Genomic DNA, 17,530 nt, shown 5'->3' with positions numbered 1-17,530 from the left:
GCACAGCACAGCACAGCACAGCACAGCACAGCACAGCACAGCACAGCACAGCACAGCACAGCACAGCACAGCACAGCACAGCACAGCCGATTATAGCACCATCGCCATCAAATGATAGTATTATTTAGCACCTAATGCTTTACACAATTCATCGTATACATGTTCAACAGGTAATCCTACAACATTGGTATAAGAGCCTTCTATCTTCTCTACCCATAAAGCACCTTTACCTTGTATGCCATAGGCGCCAGCTTTGTCCATAGGTTCGCCACTAGCAATATAGGATTCTATTTCAAAAGGAGCTAATTTTTTAAAATATACCTTTGTTTCATTATGAAAAACTATTTCTTGACCTTTAATAAGCAAGGCTACACCAGTAATTACAGAATGAACTTGGCCTGATAAACGCTCTAGCATATGACGAGCCTCAGATTCATCATGAGGTTTACCTAGCACTTGATTGTCTAATACGACAATCGTATCAGCACCTAGTACGATGCTCCCTTCAGGTACGCCTACAGCCGCACGAGCCTTACCTAAAGCTTGTTCTTTCACCATTTCAATAGGATCATCATAACCCTTATTAGCCTCTTCATAGGCACTTGATACAACAATATGATCAATACCAACTTGTGTTAATAATTCAGTTCTTCGTGGTGATTGGCTCGCCAAATATAATCCAGCCATTTGCACTCCTTTATAGTATATGAATTTTAGTTAATTTCACCGTTTTATAAATAAAACCATTCCAACTAATTTAGATAATATAAATTAGAAAATATCTGTAAATTAAACAAGAATATCAGGTCCATCCTTTTCCGGTGTTGTTAACTTTTTATAGTACTCTTGTACATCTTCGCCATGTTTTACCGCATCAGCACGGACTGCAGCATAAAACACAATGTCCGCTTGAGGCACACGGATACGACCTGGCACATGTTCCTCTAAGATGTCAAAAAATTTATCATCTGCTTTCAATAAAAGGCGACCATTTTGAACCTTATCACCCTTTACAATCGCATATACTAGAGACCAAATAGGACGTGGATCAGAAGTTGAACATTTTCTATATTTATATCGATATTTAATATTTGTCAATAATTCACGTTCAAACTTAAATACGCCATCAATCATATCGTAATCTACCTCAAAATGGCGCTTTCTAAATACAGAAGCTTCTTCAATTACTAATTTTGTATCTGTCAAAATATAGGTATATCGACTAACAGCTTGTTTAACAATTACGATGATAGCCATAATTTCAATAAAATATTCTGCTATTAAAATAGTATGCAAGTTAATACTACGATATGTAGTGTAGCCAACACCACATAATAATAGAATAACAAAACATAATACTAGCCACTCTGCACTTTTAGCACGCTGAGATTTTTCTTCATATAATACTGTCATATGTTACCCCTTTAAAAGAACTACTACTTTATAACTATACATTCTATTATAAGGTATTCTAAGTATAAAAACTACAAAAACCCCGCCTATATCTATGATATAGACGGGGTTTTATGACTCTATTAGTCACCTAGTTCAGATACGAACTATATTATTTTTTCAAGGATGCTGTAATACGTTGAGTATCGCGAGCAATCATGATTTCTTCGTTTGTAGGGATTACGAAGATTTTAACTTTGGAGCCTTCAGCACTGATTTCTTGTTCTTTACCGCGGATGTTGTTGCGTTCAGAGTCAATGCGAGTGCCTAAGTATTCTAAACCGTTGCAGATTGCATCACGGTTACCGATACCGTTTTCACCGATACCAGCTGTGAATACGATAGCATCAACGCCACCCATAACTGCTGCGAATGCACCAATTACGCGGCGAACTTTGTAATGGAACATGTTCAATGCTAATTGAGCACGTTTGTTACCATTAGATGCTGCTTCTTCGATAACACGGAAGTCATTGGACACACCGGAAATACCAAGTACACCGGATTTTTTATTCATAATAGCGTCTACTTCATCGTAGTTCATGCCAGTTTTGTTCATCAAGAATGGAACGATAGCTGGGTCAATATCACCAGTACGAGTACCCATGATCAAACCAGACAATGGAGTAAAGCCCATTGTAGTATCGATGGAGCGACCACCTTTAATAGCGGATACGGAAGAACCATTACCTAAGTGACATGTGATGATGCGAAGATCAGACATGTGTTTGCCCATCAATTCAGCGCAACGTTGTGCAACATATTTGTGGGATGTACCATGGAAACCGTAACGACGGATGCCATAATCTTCATAGTATTCGTAAGGAAGCGCATACATGTAAGCTTCTTTAGGCATTGTTTGGTGGAATGCAGTATCGAATACAGCAACTTGTGGTACGTTAGGCATGATAGCTTGGCAAGCTTCGATACCTTGAATGTTTGGTGGGTTATGCAATGGAGCCAATGAGCAGCATTCTTCTAATGCTTCCATAACAGCTGGAGTGATCAATACGGAGTCAGCGAATTTTTCACCGCCATGTACTACACGGTGACCAACAGCGTCGATTTCGTCCATAGACTTAATTACACCATATTCAGCATCAACTAAAATATCAAGTAAAATACGAAGAGCTTCTTTATGATTCAAAATTGGTTCAACGCGTTCCAATTTATCTGCGTTAGGACGTTTATGAGTGAAGATAGCGTCTTGATCACCAATCTTCTCAAAAAGACCTTTTGCCAATTCTGTTTCAGTTGTCATATCAAGTAATTGATATTTCAAGGAAGAACTACCGCAGTTAACTACTAATACGTTCATCGATTAACCCTCTTTCTGTTGTGTAACTTGAATCTTGTTTTGAATTTCTTTGCTGATATCAGCACCTACCTGATCCTTTTCAGGATATTGGTAGACTATATTCCACAATACGCCATGATCTAAGAATACGTATTGAGAAAATCTAAATGTTTGCCCTTGAGTTGTATAAGTCACATCAAGCTTTTTAGCAGACGCGCCTTCTAAAGCTACAGACTCTTCTTTGATGGTGCCGCCAATTTTAGTAAACTCAGATTTGCTGCGGTTAACATACTCATCCACCGTTGGCAATGGTTTATTTTCACCGGCACGCAAAGCCTCAACCTCAATCACCATATGGTCTGTAACAGATCCATAAATGTCAATTGGATACCCATCATCAGACATATTTTTTGTGCTTTTACCCATTTCATAAGGCAAAGCAATGGTAATTTCAGATTGACCAGCACGGATAACTTGATGGCCAAAACTATATGTATCCATTACATTTGTAGAGCCACATCCCGCCATTGCTAGTAGCGCAGCACCGAGCAGAGCCCCTTGTAATGTACGTTTCCAATTTTGTTTCATCATATACCTCACATCAATTCAGCATTTACAGTTAATTATAGCCTATAGAACAAATAAAATCTACAAAAAACTTTAGTTTTACACACATTTTTTACATCTATTTCTTTACTATACGGCCTCTTAAGTTCAAAATTTATTTACAGTCTTTCTATGCTTTGTTACACTAACACTAATGAAAGGAGTCACTATGAAAACCATCGGTATTATTTGCGAATACAATCCATTTCACAATGGTCATGCACATCAACTACATACATTAGCTACAAAATACCCTGATGTATTGCGCATCTGCATTATGAGTGGCTCCTTTGTACAACGTGGCGAACCAGCCCTTTTCTCAAAATTCTATCGCGCGCGTTGGGCCATGCTTGGCGGTGCAGATGTTGTTATCGAACTCCCTACACTCTATTCCTTAGGCAGTGCGCAACTTTTTGGGACAGGTGCGGTTCGTTTAATTAAGGCTTTATCCATTGATACGCTTTCTTTTGGTTCTGAAACAACTGATTTAAATCAACTCATTCATACGGCTAAGCGTATGGATTGTGAAAGCACCCAAAATGAATTACGCAATTATTTAAATGAAGGCATGTCCTATGGTACAGCCTTCCGTAAAGCGCTAGGCTCCGAATCACTTAGCACACCTAATGCCTTATTAGGACTTGAATATATCCGTGCTGCAATAAAATATTATCCAAACTTAGAATATATTCCTATTCAGCGTACATCTGATCACCACAATCACAATTTCAATGAAGAGTTACCATCCGGTACGGCATTGCGTCATCTCATCACTACTGCTAATCCCTTAGATATGTGTTCAACGCTTCAAAGTACTATTCCAACACCAATTCTAGCTGATATGACGCATAGAATCACAAATGATGACTATGTCGACTACAATAGATATTACAATATGGTACATATGTTGAGTCGCCGCATGAATATCAATGAATTAGAGCGTTTTGTTGATTTTACTGAAGGTATTGAACACTTGTGGTTAAAAGCAGCACAACAGCCTTCATGGGAATCTGCCATTGAGCAAATAAAATCCAAGCGCTACACCTACGCCCGTTTACAGCGCATGGGTGCATATCTTACATTAGGCATTACGAAAGACTTGATAAATATCGCTATGCAAGACGGTCCTCAATACGCTAGATTACTAGCCTTTAACGACAGAGGACGTCAATGGCTGAGAACTAAACATGACATTCCACTCATTCAAAAATGGGCTAAAGCACCTACTCAGCTCAATAATCTTGGAAAATCTATGCATCATATAGATACGCTAGCGACAGATATACAAGCCTTATGTTTCCATAATGAAGCTAACCGTATAGGCCATACAGACTATACATATACACCACAATATATTAAATAAATAACTTAACTTTGTCATATATGTTTAGATTTAGATTGAGATAAAAAAACGAACAGAGCTTAATTTATCTAGATAAATTTAAGCAAACAAAAAGAAGGGGTTACAATACAGGTTATTCCTGTATTGTAACCCCTTCTTCACCATCTAAATCAGCAACGGCAACGCGTACACTTTCAAGATGTGACGTAGGAATATTTTTACCTACATAATCTGCACGAATTGGCAATTCACGGTGGCCACGATCCACGAGAACTGCTAACTGAATTGATTTAGGTCTACCAGATGTCATCAATGCATTTAAAGCTGCACGAATGGTGCGTCCTGTGTAAAGCACATCATCAACGAGGATAATTGTTTTCTCTGTAGTATCAATCGTACATGGTTCGCCTTCTTTTTGGCGAGCATCACGATCATCACGATACATAGCAACATTGAGTGATTCACATTCAATACGAATACCTTCAATGCGTTCGATTTCGGCCTGCAAACGTTTTGCCAAAATAACACCACGTCGTTCAATGCCTACAATAAGAGCATTAGATAAGCCTTTATTACGTTCTAGGATTTCGTGACTAATACGACGAATCGCGCGCATAATAGCATCTTGATCCATCAATAAGCGTTTCTTTTCCATATATACGCCCTTATAGCACAGAGTTCTCTATGCCCCTTTACAAATATAGTTAGAAGATTATTTAGTAAACCACAATATAAGGCAGTTATTTCATTTGCATGTATTTACGTTTGTCTACGTTTGTCTACGTTTCTTTACATTTCGTTTGATTTCTTTTCATTTTTTCGCTTATTTACGCTTATCTTCTCGATATGTTTTAGCAAACTCTATACATGCTTTGAAGTCATCTGGAAGAGGCGCCTCAAAATGCATACTTTCACCTGTAATAGGATGTTTTACATCTAGAGATTTAGAATGTAATGCTTGCCCTTCAATAGGGAAATCCATACGACGGTAACCATAGAATGGATCATTAACGACAGGATGTCCAATATGAGCAAAATGAACACGAATTTGATGTGTTCGACCAGTCTCTAAATTACATTCCACCAACGTTTGATGGCCAAAACGTTCAACAACAGTAAAGTGAGTGACTGCATCCTTACTATTTTCAAAGACAACAGCCATTTTCATACGATCCTTTGGATGTCTTCCAATAGGAGCCTTAATTGTGCCCTTCTCTTCTACAATATTACCTTGTACCAAAGCTAAGTACGTCCGTTTAGCCGAATGCTCTTTTACCTGCTCCGCTAGCCCAATATGAGCTGCATCATTCTTGGCAGCCATCATAACACCGGATGTATCCTTATCTAAGCGATGGACAATACCAGGTCTTATTTCACCATTAATACCAGATAAATCTTTGCAATGATATAACAATGCATTCACAAGTGTGCCAGAATAATTGCCCACTGCAGGATGAACAACCATACCACGTGGCTTATTTACAATGATAATATCATGATCTTCGTACAATACATCTAAAGGAATATCTTCCGCCTTTACCTCTACCGATTCAGGCTCTGGTACCTCTACATGAATCACAGTATTTGGTGTAAGTCTAAGATTTGCCTTACCAATCTTATTACCAACAGTAACGTGACCACCTTTTATTAAGCTTTGAATATAGCTACGAGACCCTTCCATTTGTTCAGTTAAAAACACATCTAGTCTCATGCCGTCTTGCTCAGCACTTACAATATATTCGTTCATCCTCTACCTCTCTATGAGTTAAGTATCATATTTAATTAATATTTATCATCATATATTAATTAATCATTTATCATCATCTTTTAATGTAAATAAATAGTAGACTACTAAAGCTACGCCAACACAGATACCAATATCAGCAACATTAAAAATAGGCCATATACGGAAATCAAAAAAATCAACAACGCCATGAAGCATGTAACGATCGATACCATTACCAATGGCGCCAGATACTAATAAAGCAGATCCAATCTGCAACGTCCACGGACCTTTTGACAAGCGCTTCCAATAATACGCACAAGCACCTAGCAAAATAACCGCTACCAATAAGAAGAACCATCGCTGATTAGCTAGCATACCGAACGCAGCACCGCGATTAATAATATATGTTAAATGAAATACATTAGGAATAACTGGTAAAGACTCCCCTAACATAAAATGATTCATTATGTAATATTTAGTCCATTGATCTAATAGTAACCATAGGATTAGTATAATATAAAACAAGATGTACTCCCTTACTATAATATATATCTTAATAGTCCTATTATACTAAGTTAACCAAATTTAGGCAAAATAAAAAGCCCCTCAATGAGGGGCGATTTAATTTGTGATTACTCAGCGGAAATTACAGATACTGGGCAAACGGATTCGCAAGAACCGCAATCGATGCAAGTATCGTTGATTTCATATTTAGTTTCGCCTTCAGAAATAGCAGAAACTGGGCAAACAGATGCGCAAGAACCACATTTAATGCAACCATCAGCAATAACTCTCATAATTAGGACCTCCATAAAAATATAGATCAGAACTTTTTATTATCATTTAGAAAGGCACTTGCCTCAACTTATGTTCTCATTATCACACAGTTCTTTTTGAAAGTCAAATGAAAATGATAAAAAACTGTATATATTTTTGCATATTACTTTTTCATTTTTATCATACAAAGCCTATGTTTATAGGTATTTTGATATTACTTTTCATTTAATTAATTGAATATGATATTCAACAAATGAGAATGTTGTAATTATCAATTTTATAAAATCCTAATCATTATAATAGGAATTTAATTATCAATATTTATTATCATAAAAACTATTTTTTTATTACAACAGATTTAACGCTTATCTATATTTTAATCTAACATATAAACTTCACTCTAAAAAAGGCCGAATCATACGATTCGACCTCATTTATATTTATAAAGTAAAGTAATATCTTTACTATTATTCACTATATAACAATAATACTATTTTTTTCTTATAGCACTTAGAAAGATGTTAAGAATGTTAGTGTACCTAAAATAACGCCTGCAAGGTTTGGTACGATTAAAATATAATCACGTTTAGGTGATTTTGTCCAACCATATAATACCCAGATCAAACAGGATACTGCTGCAAATAATGGTTGCCATGGTTGACTAGGTTGACCATGAAGATTAGCAATTATTTGTGGGATATAGGCTAAAAATACAAATACACCAATAAATGCACCAATAGAACCAACTAACATGTTAAATCTTTCTTTTGTCATAGATGAACTCCTTATTCAACATTACATTATTATATCTTACACAATATACTATATCATATTTTTTTCGATGTAGTCAATTGTGTAAAATTAATCATGCAAATTAGTTTAATTCATATTGCTTTTGATTACACTTATATGTAATCTATATTAAAATCATATAGGCTAAAATCATAAAAAACGAGGCCGAATCTTACGATTCGACCTCGTGTGTGCTTGTATAGTAGAGTAACCTATCCCCTATTATTTACCAGGGAAGAATGGCCATACCATTGGAATGATAATTAAGCTTACTACGAAGCAAACTAAAATCAATGGAACGCCGGCTTTTACATAGTCTGTAAATTTGTATTGACCAGGGCCAAGTACTAATGTATTTGGAGGTGTACCTACAGGTGTACCGAATGCACAAGATGCAGCAACGCCGATAGCCATCAATACAGCATGAGGGTCAGCGCCCATACCTTGAGCAATGGAGATACCGATAGGAGCCAATAATGCGCAAGATGCTGTGTTAGACATAAATTGAGTCATAACACAAGACAATGCGAATAATACTGCTGTTGCAAAGTAAGGGCTAGGGTCAGAACCCATAACACCGATTACTGCATTAGCAATCATTTTGCCTGCACCAGATTGATCAAGTGCAGTTGCTACTGGCATCATACCAGCGAATAAGAAGATTGTTACCCAGTCAATAGATGTGTAAGCTTGTTTTTCGTTCAAGCAACCAGTTAATACGCAAAGCATTGCGCCAATAACTGCAACCATGCTCAATGGTAAGTTGATACCATAACCTTTTAGGAAGTCACCTAAAATCATAGCAATGATTACGCCTAAAAGAATAAGACCAGAGTATAATTGTTTCTTAGGATCGTTAGAAATATCTTCAGCAGCTACTTCTTGTTCAACGTCGCCAGCATCTTGAATTTCATGCTTAGGCAATAAATGTTTACCAATAAGCATCATAAATGCGATAGTTGCGACAGTCAAAGGAATACCGATCCAAGCAAATTCAAAGAAACCAAATGGTTGTTCACCAAATTTAGTTAATGTACCACTTACAATAATGTTTGGAGGTGTACCAACCATTGTAATGATACCACCAATACCTGCAGCGAATGCTAAAGGCATCAATTGGCGAGATGCAGGAATCTTAGCAACAGCACAGATACCAACAACTACAGGAAGTAAAGCAGCTGTAGTACCAGTGTTAGATAAGAATGCGGACATAGTTGCTGTAACAACCATGATTGCTAGCATTAAGCCATTTTCGCTAGTACCAGCATGAGATACTACTGTTTCCCCAATTTTTTGAGCCAAACCAGTGTAGAACAATGCTGCACCAACAACGAACATGCCAGCAAACAACACAACTGTACTATCAGATAAACCAGAGAATACAACCTTAGGAGTAATAATACCCATAAGGCCAAGTGTAATAGCGCCGCCTAAAGAAGTAATAGCTAAAGGAATAATTTCCGTAACAAATAAAACAGCCATGACTGCGAGGACGATTAAGGTTTGTTCTGCAGTACCCATACATCATCATCTCCCTTCAGAGAAATGCACTGATATAGTTATAAGAGGTATAAAATATAACCTACGATACCAATGGCGGAAGCCATCAAAAAAGTAATCCCATATCCCTCTCTTGTTTTAGGATACCCAAAGAATAAGGTTTCACCTAAAAATCCTCGGCGATTAAACCAAGTATATTTAGTTCTGCGTTGAAACCATTTAGCTTTGCCTTCAACACCGATAATCAGTGCCGTAATAAAAAATACAATAAATGCCCAGATAAAACAAATCAGTATTTTTAATTCTACAGATAACAAGTGACCACCTCTACTAAATTTAAAGCACTAGAAGGTTATTGTGTGAATGCTTGTATCACCTAATGACCGATCTGAAAAGCATTTATTGCAAATATACCCTATTTATGCATGAATACATAGATTTGAAGGGTTTTTATATTCACCAATAGGTGTACCTAATTAGGCACACCTTGGTGAATAATTATTAAATTACTAGTGGTTGGACAACATAGCAAGCATTGTACCTGCTGCTACTGCTGTACCGATAACGCCAGCTACGTTTGGACCCATAGCATGCATGAGCAAGAAGTTAGCTGGGTTAGCTTTCGCACCTACAACTTGAGATACGCGAGCCGCCATTGGAACCGCGGATACACCAGCAGAACCAATAAGTGGATTTGTTTTACCACCATCTACTAAGCTCATCAATTTACCGAATAATACGCCACCAGCAGTACCACCGATGAATGCAACTAAACCTAAGCAAATGATAAGGAGTGTTTGCACGCTTAAGAAGTGTTCCGCACTCATTGTTAAACCAGTACCAGTTGCTAAGAAGATAGTAACAGTATTGATCAAAGCATTTTGAGATGTATCGGACAAACGATCAGTTACGCCAGATTCACGGAACAAGTTACCTAACATCAACATACCTAAAAGGGATGTAATGGAAGGAAGCAATAAGGAAATGAAGATCGTAGAAATAATTGGGAATACGATTTTTTCAAAACGTGTAACTTCACGCAATTGTTCCATAACAATTTCGCGTTCTTTTTGCGTAGTGAATAATTTCATTACAGGTGGTTGAATCAACGGTACCAAGGACATATAGGAATATGCGGCAACCGCGATTGCACCTAATAAATGAGGAGCTAGCTTAGTAGCTAAATAAATGGATGTAGGACCGTCAGCACCACCGATGATACCGATAGCAGCCGCTTCTTGAGCTGTGAAGCCAAGCATCATTGCGCCACCTAAAGCAACGAATACGCCGATTTGAGCAGCAGCACCTAAAAGCAATGTTTTAGGATTAGCAATGAGTGGACCAAAGTCAGTCATTGCACCTACACCAAGGAAAATTAAAGGTGGGAAGATTTCTTGAGAGATACCTGCACTAATAAGAGCCATAACGCCTTCTTCGAAGCCATTACGAGGAATATTAGCAAGTACACAACCAAACGCAATCGGACCCAACAATAATGGTTCAAACTCTTTAGCAAATGCCAAGTACAATAGGATCAAACCTACAAGAATCATAATAGCATTGCCTGTTGTAAATGCGAGGAACCCGCTATCAGTTATAACGGATTGAATCGCAACAGCAAAAGCCTCCATATGCGTTCCCCTTTCACAAATATAAAATTGTTATACGACGCGGACTAGCCGCGTCATACACAACTTGGTATTAACCAAGAACAACCATGTCATCGCCAGTGGATACAGTTTGGTTAGCAGCTACGCGAACTTCTGCAACTACAGCATCATGAGGAGCTGCGATTTCGTTTTGCATTTTCATAGCTTCAAGAATCAACAAAGTTTCGCCTTTTTTAACTGCTTGACCAGCGGATACTGCTACAGATAAGATTTTACCAGGCATTGGAGCTTTTACAGTTTCAGCACCTGCTGGAACTGGAGCTGCTGCTGCAGCTGGAGCTGGAGCTGGTGCAGGAGCTGCTTTAGGAGCTGCTGCTGGAGCTGCTTTAGGAGCCGCTGCAGGAGCTGCTGCTTTTACTTCATTAACTTCTACATCATATGCTGTGCCATTTACTGTAACGTTGAATTTTTTCATTTTAAATTCCTCCAAAATGTGTATGTCTACACAATACTTATAAATTTCTTTTACACATATAAATTAGATAATCTATTGAATTATCAAATTAGCCTATAATCTTATCGATTACCACGCAAACGGCCTTCCATTTTCCAATTATAGCTTACGATTGGACGGATATGCGCGATTTGATCAGCGGAATAACCCATTGCCGCTAATGCACCAACGATTACTGCTACTACATCTTGAGATGGAGCTTTACCGTTAGTTGTTGTAGCATTGCTCATTACAAATGCCTCCTAAAATTTTATTAACCTCTACCGCTTAAACGACCTTCCAAGCGCCATTTAGCGCTGGTTGCTGTAGGTCGAATAGATGCAATTTGTTCAGATGAATACCCCATCGCCACAATGGCACCTACGATAGCTGCTACTACTTCATCCTCATTTTGAGCAGATGCACTTGGTGCAGCCACTGGAGTAGCTGCTGGAGCCGCAACAGGTGCACTTGCTGGTACTTCTTTTTTCTTCTTAGTAGGGTCAATCAAATGAACAATTGTCATTAAAACACCTAAAAGAATCAACACAACAAATACAACTGTCATATTAATGGCCATGATTAACCAAGGATTGGTAGTAACTGCTTGTCCTTCCATAATCATTCCCCTTTCTAAAAAATTAGTAAAGAAAGGTATCTCCCAAATTCGATGTTCTTGTTATCGAAACGAATTATAATGGAATATTACCATGTTTCTTTGGAGCACGGTTTTCGCGTTTGCTTGCAAGCATTGCCAAAGCGTTGATAACTGCTGGACGAGTTTGTTTTGGTTCGATTACAACGTCTACGAAGCCACGTTCTGCAGCTTTGTATGGAGTTGCGAACTCTTCTACGTATTTAGCTGTTTTAGCATCTTTATCTTCGTCTTTCTTGAAGATAATGTTAGCTGCACCAGCAGGACCCATTACAGCGATTTCGGATGTAGGCCAAGCGTATACTTGGTCAGCGCCCAAATCTTGGGAACACATAGCGAGGTAAGAACCGCCGTATGCTTTACGAGTGATAACAGTAATTTTTGGTACTGTAGCTTCAGAGTAAGCATACAACATTTTAGCACCATGACGAATGATACCGCCCCATTCTTGATTTGTGCCAGGCAAGAAACCAGGAACGTCAACAAAGTTAACGATTGGAATATTGAAAGCATCACAGAAACGGATGAAACGGGAAGATTTGTCGGATGCATTGATGTCCAAGCAACCAGCCATTACTTTTGGTTGGTTAGCAATGATACCAACGGATTGACCGTCAAAACGTGCGAAACAAGTAATAATATTTGTAGCATAGAATGGTTGTACTTCATAGTATTCACCATTATCTACAGTAGCTGCGATAACATCTTTCATGTCGTATGGCATGTTACTGTTATCAGGCAACAAGCTGTTCAAGCCTTCGTCTTCGCGAGTTGGATCATCGCCAGTATCTACTAATGGAGCATCTTCCATATTATTGGATGGCAAGAAGCCTAATAAGTAGCGAATTTGAGCGATGCAATCATCTTCATCTTCAGCTGCAAAGTGAGCAACACCAGACACAGAGTTGTGAGCCATTGCGCCACCAAGGTCTTCAGCTGTTACTTCTTCACCAGTTACAGATTTGATAACTGCAGGACCAGTGATGAACATTTGAGATGTGTTTTTAACCATGTAGATGAAGTCAGTTAATGCTGGAGAATATACAGCACCACCTGCACATGGGCCCATGATTACGGAAATTTGTGGAATAACGCCAGATGCATTTGTATTTTCAAAGAAAATTTTACCGTAACCAGCAAGCGCATCTACTGCTTCTTGAATACGAGCACCGCCGGAATCATTGATACCAACGATAGGAGCACCCATTTTCATTGCTAAACGTTGTACTTTAACGATTTTAGCAGCATGCATTTCACCAAGAGAACCACCTTCTACAGTGAAGTCTTGTGCAAATGCATATACTAAACGACCGTCAATAGTACCATAACCAGTTACTACACCTTCGCCTGGTAATTCTTTCTTTTCTTGACCGAAGTTAACACAACGATGTTTAACAAATTGATCAAGTTCAACGAAAGAGTTATCATCGAATAATTTAGCCAAACGTTCACGAGCAGTCATTTTGCCTTGAGCATGTTGTTTCTCAACGCGTTTTTCACCGCCACCAGCTTTAACTTTAGCTAGTTTTTCGTGCAATAACTCGATTTTTTCTTGCACTGTTGCCATTATAGCACCTCCAAATAAAACTTGTTACAGTATCATTTTATTTCATAAATAATTAAAGTTCAAGCATGCATACATATTTAATATATAACTAGTGATTATATGAATATGTATATCTATTACTCATACATAATGATGTGAATTGGATACTGTATTATTTCATACGTTGACATAATTCAAGCAATACGCCACCTGTTGCTTTTGGATGTAAGAAAGCAATAGAGGAACCGCCTGCACCGTAACGAGGTTTTTCGTCAATCATACGAACGCCTTTAGCCATCAAATCAGCAATAGCATTTTCAATATTATCAACGCGCAATGCAACGTGTTGGATACCATCACGACCGCCATTTTTTTCGATGAATTTACCGATAGGGCCATCTGGAGTTGTAGTTTCTAAGAATTCAAGTTCAGCATCGCCACATGGGAAGAAGGATACTTTTACTTTTTGTTCTTCAACCACTTCATCTTCTGGAAGATGTTGAATACCCAATGCATTTTTATAGAATTCTTTAGTTGCTGCTAAATCATTAACACCAATACCGATGTGATCCACTTGTAATACTTTAAAAGCCATTTCGATTATCTCCTTTTCAAGGCTAAATCTCTAATGCTATGTAGTCGCCGTCTACTTTAGCACGCTTGTCATTACGCCGTTAACAACTGTGTATGGATCGCTTTCGCGTTCGTTAACAGCTGCCACTTGGCTATTAAATTCGTCGCTTGTAACAATTTTATCAGCTACATAACGACCAATTTGTTCATTAATCATTGCGATGATTTCATCACGAGTACGTTCTGCCCGACGAGATTCCAATTCACCAGAATCTTCAAGATACTCAAAATGTTCATCTAAAGCGTCGATGAGTTCATCTACGCCTTGGTCCTTGCTAGCAATTGTGCGCTTAATTGGTGGGCGCCATTTTACTTCACGAGAGTCTAGGTCAAGCATCATTTCAATTTCTACATTCAAACGATCACAACCATCTCGGTCAGCTTTATTGATAGCAAATACATCGCCAATTTCAAGAATACCTGCTTTGATAGCTTGGATATCATCACCGAGACCAGGAACAAGTACAACCAGTGTAGTATCTGCATTTTTAACGATATCTACTTCGGATTGACCTACACCTACTGTTTCAATGATTACTAAATCCATGCCAAAGGCATCCATGAGTTTTACAACGTCCGCAGTCTTTTTGGATAAACCACCAAGACTACCACGCGTGCCCATGCTTCGAATAAATACATTTTCATTTAATGTCAAATCATTCATTCGAATACGGTCCCCCAAGATAGCACCACCAGAGAATGGGCTTGTTGGGTCGATGGCAACGATGCCGATTTTTTTACCTTGATCTAGATAATGTTTAACAACTTTATCAGTCAAAGTACTTTTACCAGCACCAGGGGCCCCTGTAATACCGAGAATACGTGCATTCCCTGTTTTAGGGTAAATTGCCTTCATAATATCAATGGCATTTTCATACTCGTTTTCTACAGCTGTTATGGACCGTGCTAAGGCTAGTCGGGAACCTTCAAAAAGTTCTTTAACTAAATCCACTCGCCTCACCACCTATCTTAAAATATGGGAATAGAGGGGAGTCAACTATTCAGTTGAACCCCTCTCTTGCCCAATTAATTATTTAACGTTTTCGTTGATGAATTTAACGATATCGCCAGTTGGTGTACCAGGTGTGAATACTGCTGCTACGCCAGCTTTTTTCAAGCCAGGGATATCAGCGTCAGGAATAACGCCACCACCGATTACAAGTACATCGCCCATGCCTTTTTCTTTCAAAAGTTCAACAATTTTAGGGAACAATGTGTTATGAGCACCGGAAAGAAGGGATAATGCAACTACATTAACGTCTTCAGAAAGAGCTGCTTCTACGATTTGTTCTGGAGTTTGACGAAGACCAGTGTAGATTACTTCGAAACCAGCATCGCGAAGTGCGCGTGCTACTACTTTTGCACCACGGTCATGACCATCAAGACCTGGTTTTGCTACGATTACTCTAATACGTTTTTCTGCCATGATTAATTACCTCCGAAATTAGCCGATATTATAATGTGGAATGAGCTTCGTATTCACCGAATACTTCGCGCAATACATTACAAATTTCACCCAAAGTAGCATATGTTTTAACTGCATCAAGAATTAATGGCATCAAGTTAACGTTTTCATCAGCTGCACCAGCTTTAAGAGCTGCTAATGCTTTATCAACTGCTGCTTGATCGCGGTTAGCGCGAACTGCTTGAGTTTTCTTGGATTGGTTAACACCAACGGAAGCATCTACGCGAAGTAAGTCTTTTGGAGCTTCTTCTTCAACTTGGAATTTGTTTACGCCAACGATTGTGCGCAAGCCAGATTCAACTTCCATTTGCCATTTGTAAGCGGATTCTTGAATTTCTTTTTGGATGTAGCCTTTTTCGATTGCTACTACAGCGCCGCCCATTTCATCAATTTTCTTGATGTATGCCATAGCTTCGTCATAGATAGCGTTAGTCATAGCTTCTACATAGTAGGAACCGCCCAATGGGTCAACTACGTCAGCCAAACCAGATTCGTAAGCCACGATTTGTTGTGTACGAAGAGCTACTTGTACAGATGCTTCTGTAGGAAGAGCCAACGCTTCGTCACGGGAGTTTGTATGTAAGGATTGAGTACCGCCCATTACAGCAGCTGCAGTTTGAAGAGCAACACGAACGATGTTGTTATCAACTTGTTGTGCAGTCAACATGGAACCAGCTGTTTGAGTATGTACACGAAGCATCATGGATTTTGGTTTTTTAGCACCAAAACGTTCTTTCATGATTGTTGCCCATAAACGGCGGGATGCACGGAATTTAGCAACTTCTTCAAGTACGTTGTTATGAGCATTCCAGAAGAAGGAAAGACGACCAGCGAATGTATCAACATCAAGACCAGCTTTCAAAGCTGCTTCTACGTATGCGATACCATCAGCAATTGTGAATGCGATTTCTTGAGCTGCTGTGGAACCTGCTTCACGGATATGGTAACCGGAGATGGAGATTGTGTTCCATTTTGGAACATTTTGAGAACAATATTCGAAGATATTAGTAATCAAACGCATGGATGGTTTTGGTGGGAAAATGTAAGTACCACGAGCTGCGTATTCTTTCAAAATATCATTTTGAATTGTACCTTTCAATTCTGTGGAAGGTACGCCTTGTTTTTCAGCTACTGCGATGTACATTGCCAACAAAACGGATGCTGGAGCGTTGATTGTCATGGATGTGGATACTTTACCAAGATCGATGCCGTCGAACAAGATTTCCATATCTGCCAAGGAGTCAATCGCTACACCTACTTTACCAACTTCGCCTTCTGCAACTGCATCGTCGGAGTCATAACCAATTTGTGTAGGTAAGTCGAATGCACAGGAAAGACCAGTTGCACCAGACTCGATTAGGTAGCGGTAACGTTTGTTAGATTCTTCTGCTGTAGCGAAGCCTGCATACATACGCATTGTCCAGAAACGACCACGGTACATAGTAGGTTGTACGCCACGAGTATAAGGGAATTCGCCAGGCATACCCAAATCACGTTCATAGTCAAAACCTTCGATATCAACTGGTGTATATACACGGTTGTATTTTAAATTTTGACGTTCTGGAGTTTTTGCACTTTTTTCGTCACAAAGTTTGTTGTACTCAGCAATTTGGGCTTTTAAGTTTTCGTAAGCCAT

The 17,530-nt window shown here is 38.7% G+C and carries 21 protein-coding genes; 1 reads left to right on the top strand and 20 read right to left on the bottom strand.

Annotated features, from left to right (window positions below; translation table 11 throughout):
* Positions 1–120: 120 nt before the first annotated feature.
* The 4 genes from KH109_RS04815 to KH109_RS04800 all read right to left on the bottom strand — a co-directional run bounded on the left by KH109_RS04815 (position 121) and on the right by KH109_RS04800 (position 3,340).
* Positions 121–687, bottom strand: a complete 567-nt coding sequence (locus tag KH109_RS04815; protein ID WP_295216336.1) for a Maf family protein — start codon at positions 685–687, stop codon at positions 121–123.
* A 102-nt stretch (positions 688–789) separates the two neighbouring features.
* Positions 790–1,413, bottom strand: a complete 624-nt coding sequence (locus KH109_RS04810) for a hypothetical protein (RefSeq protein WP_295216333.1) — start codon at positions 1,411–1,413, stop codon at positions 790–792.
* A 151-nt stretch (positions 1,414–1,564) separates the two neighbouring features.
* On the bottom strand, positions 1,565–2,770 hold the full coding sequence (locus tag KH109_RS04805) for an acetate kinase (RefSeq protein WP_105089434.1): 1,206 nt from the start codon (positions 2,768–2,770) through the stop codon (positions 1,565–1,567).
* Positions 2,771–2,773: 3 nt separating this feature from the next.
* Positions 2,774–3,340, bottom strand: coding sequence for a hypothetical protein (locus KH109_RS04800; protein ID WP_005386026.1), 567 nt, complete (start codon positions 3,338–3,340; stop codon positions 2,774–2,776).
* Between the two features lie 184 nt (positions 3,341–3,524).
* Here KH109_RS04800 and KH109_RS04795 point away from each other — a divergent pair, with 184 nt between their 5' ends.
* Positions 3,525–4,718 carry a nucleotidyltransferase family protein gene (locus KH109_RS04795; RefSeq protein ID WP_295216329.1) on the top strand — a complete coding sequence of 398 codons (1,194 nt, stop codon included), beginning with the start codon at positions 3,525–3,527 and terminating at the stop codon, positions 4,716–4,718.
* A gap of 112 nt (positions 4,719–4,830) precedes the next feature.
* Here the strand turns inward: KH109_RS04795 and pyrR are convergent, their stop codons facing one another.
* From pyrR to KH109_RS04715, 16 genes are all read right to left on the bottom strand, one after another.
* Positions 4,831–5,352, bottom strand: a complete 522-nt coding sequence (pyrR, locus tag KH109_RS04790; RefSeq protein ID WP_156720047.1) for a bifunctional pyr operon transcriptional regulator/uracil phosphoribosyltransferase PyrR — start codon at positions 5,350–5,352, stop codon at positions 4,831–4,833.
* A 168-nt stretch (positions 5,353–5,520) separates the two neighbouring features.
* Complete coding sequence (locus KH109_RS04785) at positions 5,521–6,444, bottom strand: RluA family pseudouridine synthase (RefSeq protein ID WP_213466896.1); 924 nt, start codon at positions 6,442–6,444, stop codon at positions 5,521–5,523.
* Between the two features lie 63 nt (positions 6,445–6,507).
* The gene (lspA, locus tag KH109_RS04780; RefSeq protein WP_213466897.1) at positions 6,508–6,948 is read right to left on the bottom strand and encodes a signal peptidase II; all 441 of its coding nucleotides are present in this window, start codon (positions 6,946–6,948) and stop codon (positions 6,508–6,510) included.
* A gap of 107 nt (positions 6,949–7,055) precedes the next feature.
* The gene (locus KH109_RS04775) at positions 7,056–7,220 is read right to left on the bottom strand and encodes a 4Fe-4S binding protein (protein ID WP_005386021.1); all 165 of its coding nucleotides are present in this window, start codon (positions 7,218–7,220) and stop codon (positions 7,056–7,058) included.
* A gap of 490 nt (positions 7,221–7,710) precedes the next feature.
* Entirely contained in the window at positions 7,711–7,974 is a 264-nt protein-coding gene (locus KH109_RS04770) for a SemiSWEET family transporter (RefSeq protein WP_004696474.1), read from the bottom strand.
* A 240-nt stretch (positions 7,975–8,214) separates the two neighbouring features.
* Positions 8,215–9,513 carry an SLC13 family permease gene (locus KH109_RS04765; protein WP_156719028.1) on the bottom strand — a complete coding sequence of 433 codons (1,299 nt, stop codon included), beginning with the start codon at positions 9,511–9,513 and terminating at the stop codon, positions 8,215–8,217.
* Positions 9,514–9,551: 38 nt separating this feature from the next.
* Positions 9,552–9,809, bottom strand: a complete 258-nt coding sequence (locus tag KH109_RS04760; RefSeq protein WP_005377387.1) for a hypothetical protein — start codon at positions 9,807–9,809, stop codon at positions 9,552–9,554.
* 192 nt (positions 9,810–10,001) lie between these two features.
* Positions 10,002–11,123: a sodium ion-translocating decarboxylase subunit beta gene (locus KH109_RS04755; protein WP_105094080.1), complete on the bottom strand. Its 1,122-nt coding sequence runs from the start codon at positions 11,121–11,123 to the stop codon at positions 10,002–10,004.
* 70 nt (positions 11,124–11,193) lie between these two features.
* A complete protein-coding gene (locus tag KH109_RS04750) occupies positions 11,194–11,577 on the bottom strand; it encodes a biotin/lipoyl-containing protein (RefSeq protein ID WP_005377346.1) in 384 nt (127 codons plus the stop codon).
* 101 nt (positions 11,578–11,678) lie between these two features.
* Positions 11,679–11,846: a hypothetical protein gene (locus KH109_RS04745; RefSeq protein ID WP_004696483.1), complete on the bottom strand. Its 168-nt coding sequence runs from the start codon at positions 11,844–11,846 to the stop codon at positions 11,679–11,681.
* A gap of 23 nt (positions 11,847–11,869) precedes the next feature.
* Positions 11,870–12,214: an OadG family protein gene (locus tag KH109_RS04740; RefSeq protein WP_105085913.1), complete on the bottom strand. Its 345-nt coding sequence runs from the start codon at positions 12,212–12,214 to the stop codon at positions 11,870–11,872.
* Between the two features lie 73 nt (positions 12,215–12,287).
* The gene (locus tag KH109_RS04735; RefSeq protein WP_105085914.1) at positions 12,288–13,817 is read right to left on the bottom strand and encodes a carboxyl transferase domain-containing protein; all 1,530 of its coding nucleotides are present in this window, start codon (positions 13,815–13,817) and stop codon (positions 12,288–12,290) included.
* Positions 13,818–13,968: 151 nt separating this feature from the next.
* Positions 13,969–14,391, bottom strand: a complete 423-nt coding sequence (gene mce / locus KH109_RS04730) for a methylmalonyl-CoA epimerase (protein ID WP_060923997.1) — start codon at positions 14,389–14,391, stop codon at positions 13,969–13,971.
* Positions 14,392–14,442: 51 nt separating this feature from the next.
* Positions 14,443–15,381 (bottom strand): methylmalonyl Co-A mutase-associated GTPase MeaB, encoded by a 939-nt coding sequence (gene meaB, locus KH109_RS04725; protein ID WP_060923998.1) that lies wholly within the window; start codon positions 15,379–15,381, stop codon positions 14,443–14,445.
* A gap of 78 nt (positions 15,382–15,459) precedes the next feature.
* Complete coding sequence (locus KH109_RS04720; RefSeq protein ID WP_060923999.1) at positions 15,460–15,855, bottom strand: cobalamin B12-binding domain-containing protein; 396 nt, start codon at positions 15,853–15,855, stop codon at positions 15,460–15,462.
* Positions 15,856–15,883: 28 nt separating this feature from the next.
* On the bottom strand, positions 15,884–17,530 hold the full coding sequence (locus tag KH109_RS04715) for a methylmalonyl-CoA mutase family protein (RefSeq protein WP_005386006.1): 1,647 nt from the start codon (positions 17,528–17,530) through the stop codon (positions 15,884–15,886).

It is taken from the genome of Veillonella sp. (genome assembly GCF_018381775.1).
Taxonomy (GTDB): domain Bacteria; phylum Bacillota; class Negativicutes; order Veillonellales; family Veillonellaceae; genus Veillonella.
This window is presented reverse-complemented; position numbering and strand designations above follow the sequence as displayed.

Bases quoted from the DNA above. Each gene is read 5' to 3' on its own strand.
- KH109_RS04815 (WP_295216336.1), bottom strand. From the start codon at position 687: ATGGCTGGATTATATTTGGCGAGCCAATCACCACGAAGAACTGAATTA.
- KH109_RS04810 (WP_295216333.1), bottom strand. From the start codon at position 1,413: ATGACAGTATTATATGAAGAAAAATCTCAGCGTGCTAAAAGTGCAGAG.
- KH109_RS04805 (WP_105089434.1), bottom strand. From the start codon at position 2,770: ATGAACGTATTAGTAGTTAACTGCGGTAGTTCTTCCTTGAAATATCAA.
- KH109_RS04800 (WP_005386026.1), bottom strand. From the start codon at position 3,340: ATGATGAAACAAAATTGGAAACGTACATTACAAGGGGCTCTGCTCGGT.
- KH109_RS04795 (WP_295216329.1), top strand. From the start codon at position 3,525: ATGAAAACCATCGGTATTATTTGCGAATACAATCCATTTCACAATGGT.
- pyrR (WP_156720047.1), bottom strand. From the start codon at position 5,352: ATGGAAAAGAAACGCTTATTGATGGATCAAGATGCTATTATGCGCGCG.
- KH109_RS04785 (WP_213466896.1), bottom strand. From the start codon at position 6,444: ATGAACGAATATATTGTAAGTGCTGAGCAAGACGGCATGAGACTAGAT.
- KH109_RS04775 (WP_005386021.1), bottom strand. From the start codon at position 7,220: ATGAGAGTTATTGCTGATGGTTGCATTAAATGTGGTTCTTGCGCATCT.
- KH109_RS04770 (WP_004696474.1), bottom strand. From the start codon at position 7,974: ATGACAAAAGAAAGATTTAACATGTTAGTTGGTTCTATTGGTGCATTT.
- KH109_RS04765 (WP_156719028.1), bottom strand. From the start codon at position 9,513: ATGGGTACTGCAGAACAAACCTTAATCGTCCTCGCAGTCATGGCTGTT.
- KH109_RS04755 (WP_105094080.1), bottom strand. From the start codon at position 11,123: ATGGAGGCTTTTGCTGTTGCGATTCAATCCGTTATAACTGATAGCGGG.
- KH109_RS04750 (WP_005377346.1), bottom strand. From the start codon at position 11,577: ATGAAAAAATTCAACGTTACAGTAAATGGCACAGCATATGATGTAGAA.
- KH109_RS04745 (WP_004696483.1), bottom strand. From the start codon at position 11,846: ATGAGCAATGCTACAACAACTAACGGTAAAGCTCCATCTCAAGATGTA.
- KH109_RS04740 (WP_105085913.1), bottom strand. From the start codon at position 12,214: ATGGAAGGACAAGCAGTTACTACCAATCCTTGGTTAATCATGGCCATT.
- KH109_RS04735 (WP_105085914.1), bottom strand. From the start codon at position 13,817: ATGGCAACAGTGCAAGAAAAAATCGAGTTATTGCACGAAAAACTAGCT.
- mce (WP_060923997.1), bottom strand. From the start codon at position 14,391: ATGGCTTTTAAAGTATTACAAGTGGATCACATCGGTATTGGTGTTAAT.
- KH109_RS04720 (WP_060923999.1), bottom strand. From the start codon at position 15,855: ATGGCAGAAAAACGTATTAGAGTAATCGTAGCAAAACCAGGTCTTGAT.
- KH109_RS04715 (WP_005386006.1), bottom strand. From the start codon at position 17,530: ATGGCTTACGAAAACTTAAAAGCCCAAATTGCTGAGTACAACAAACTT.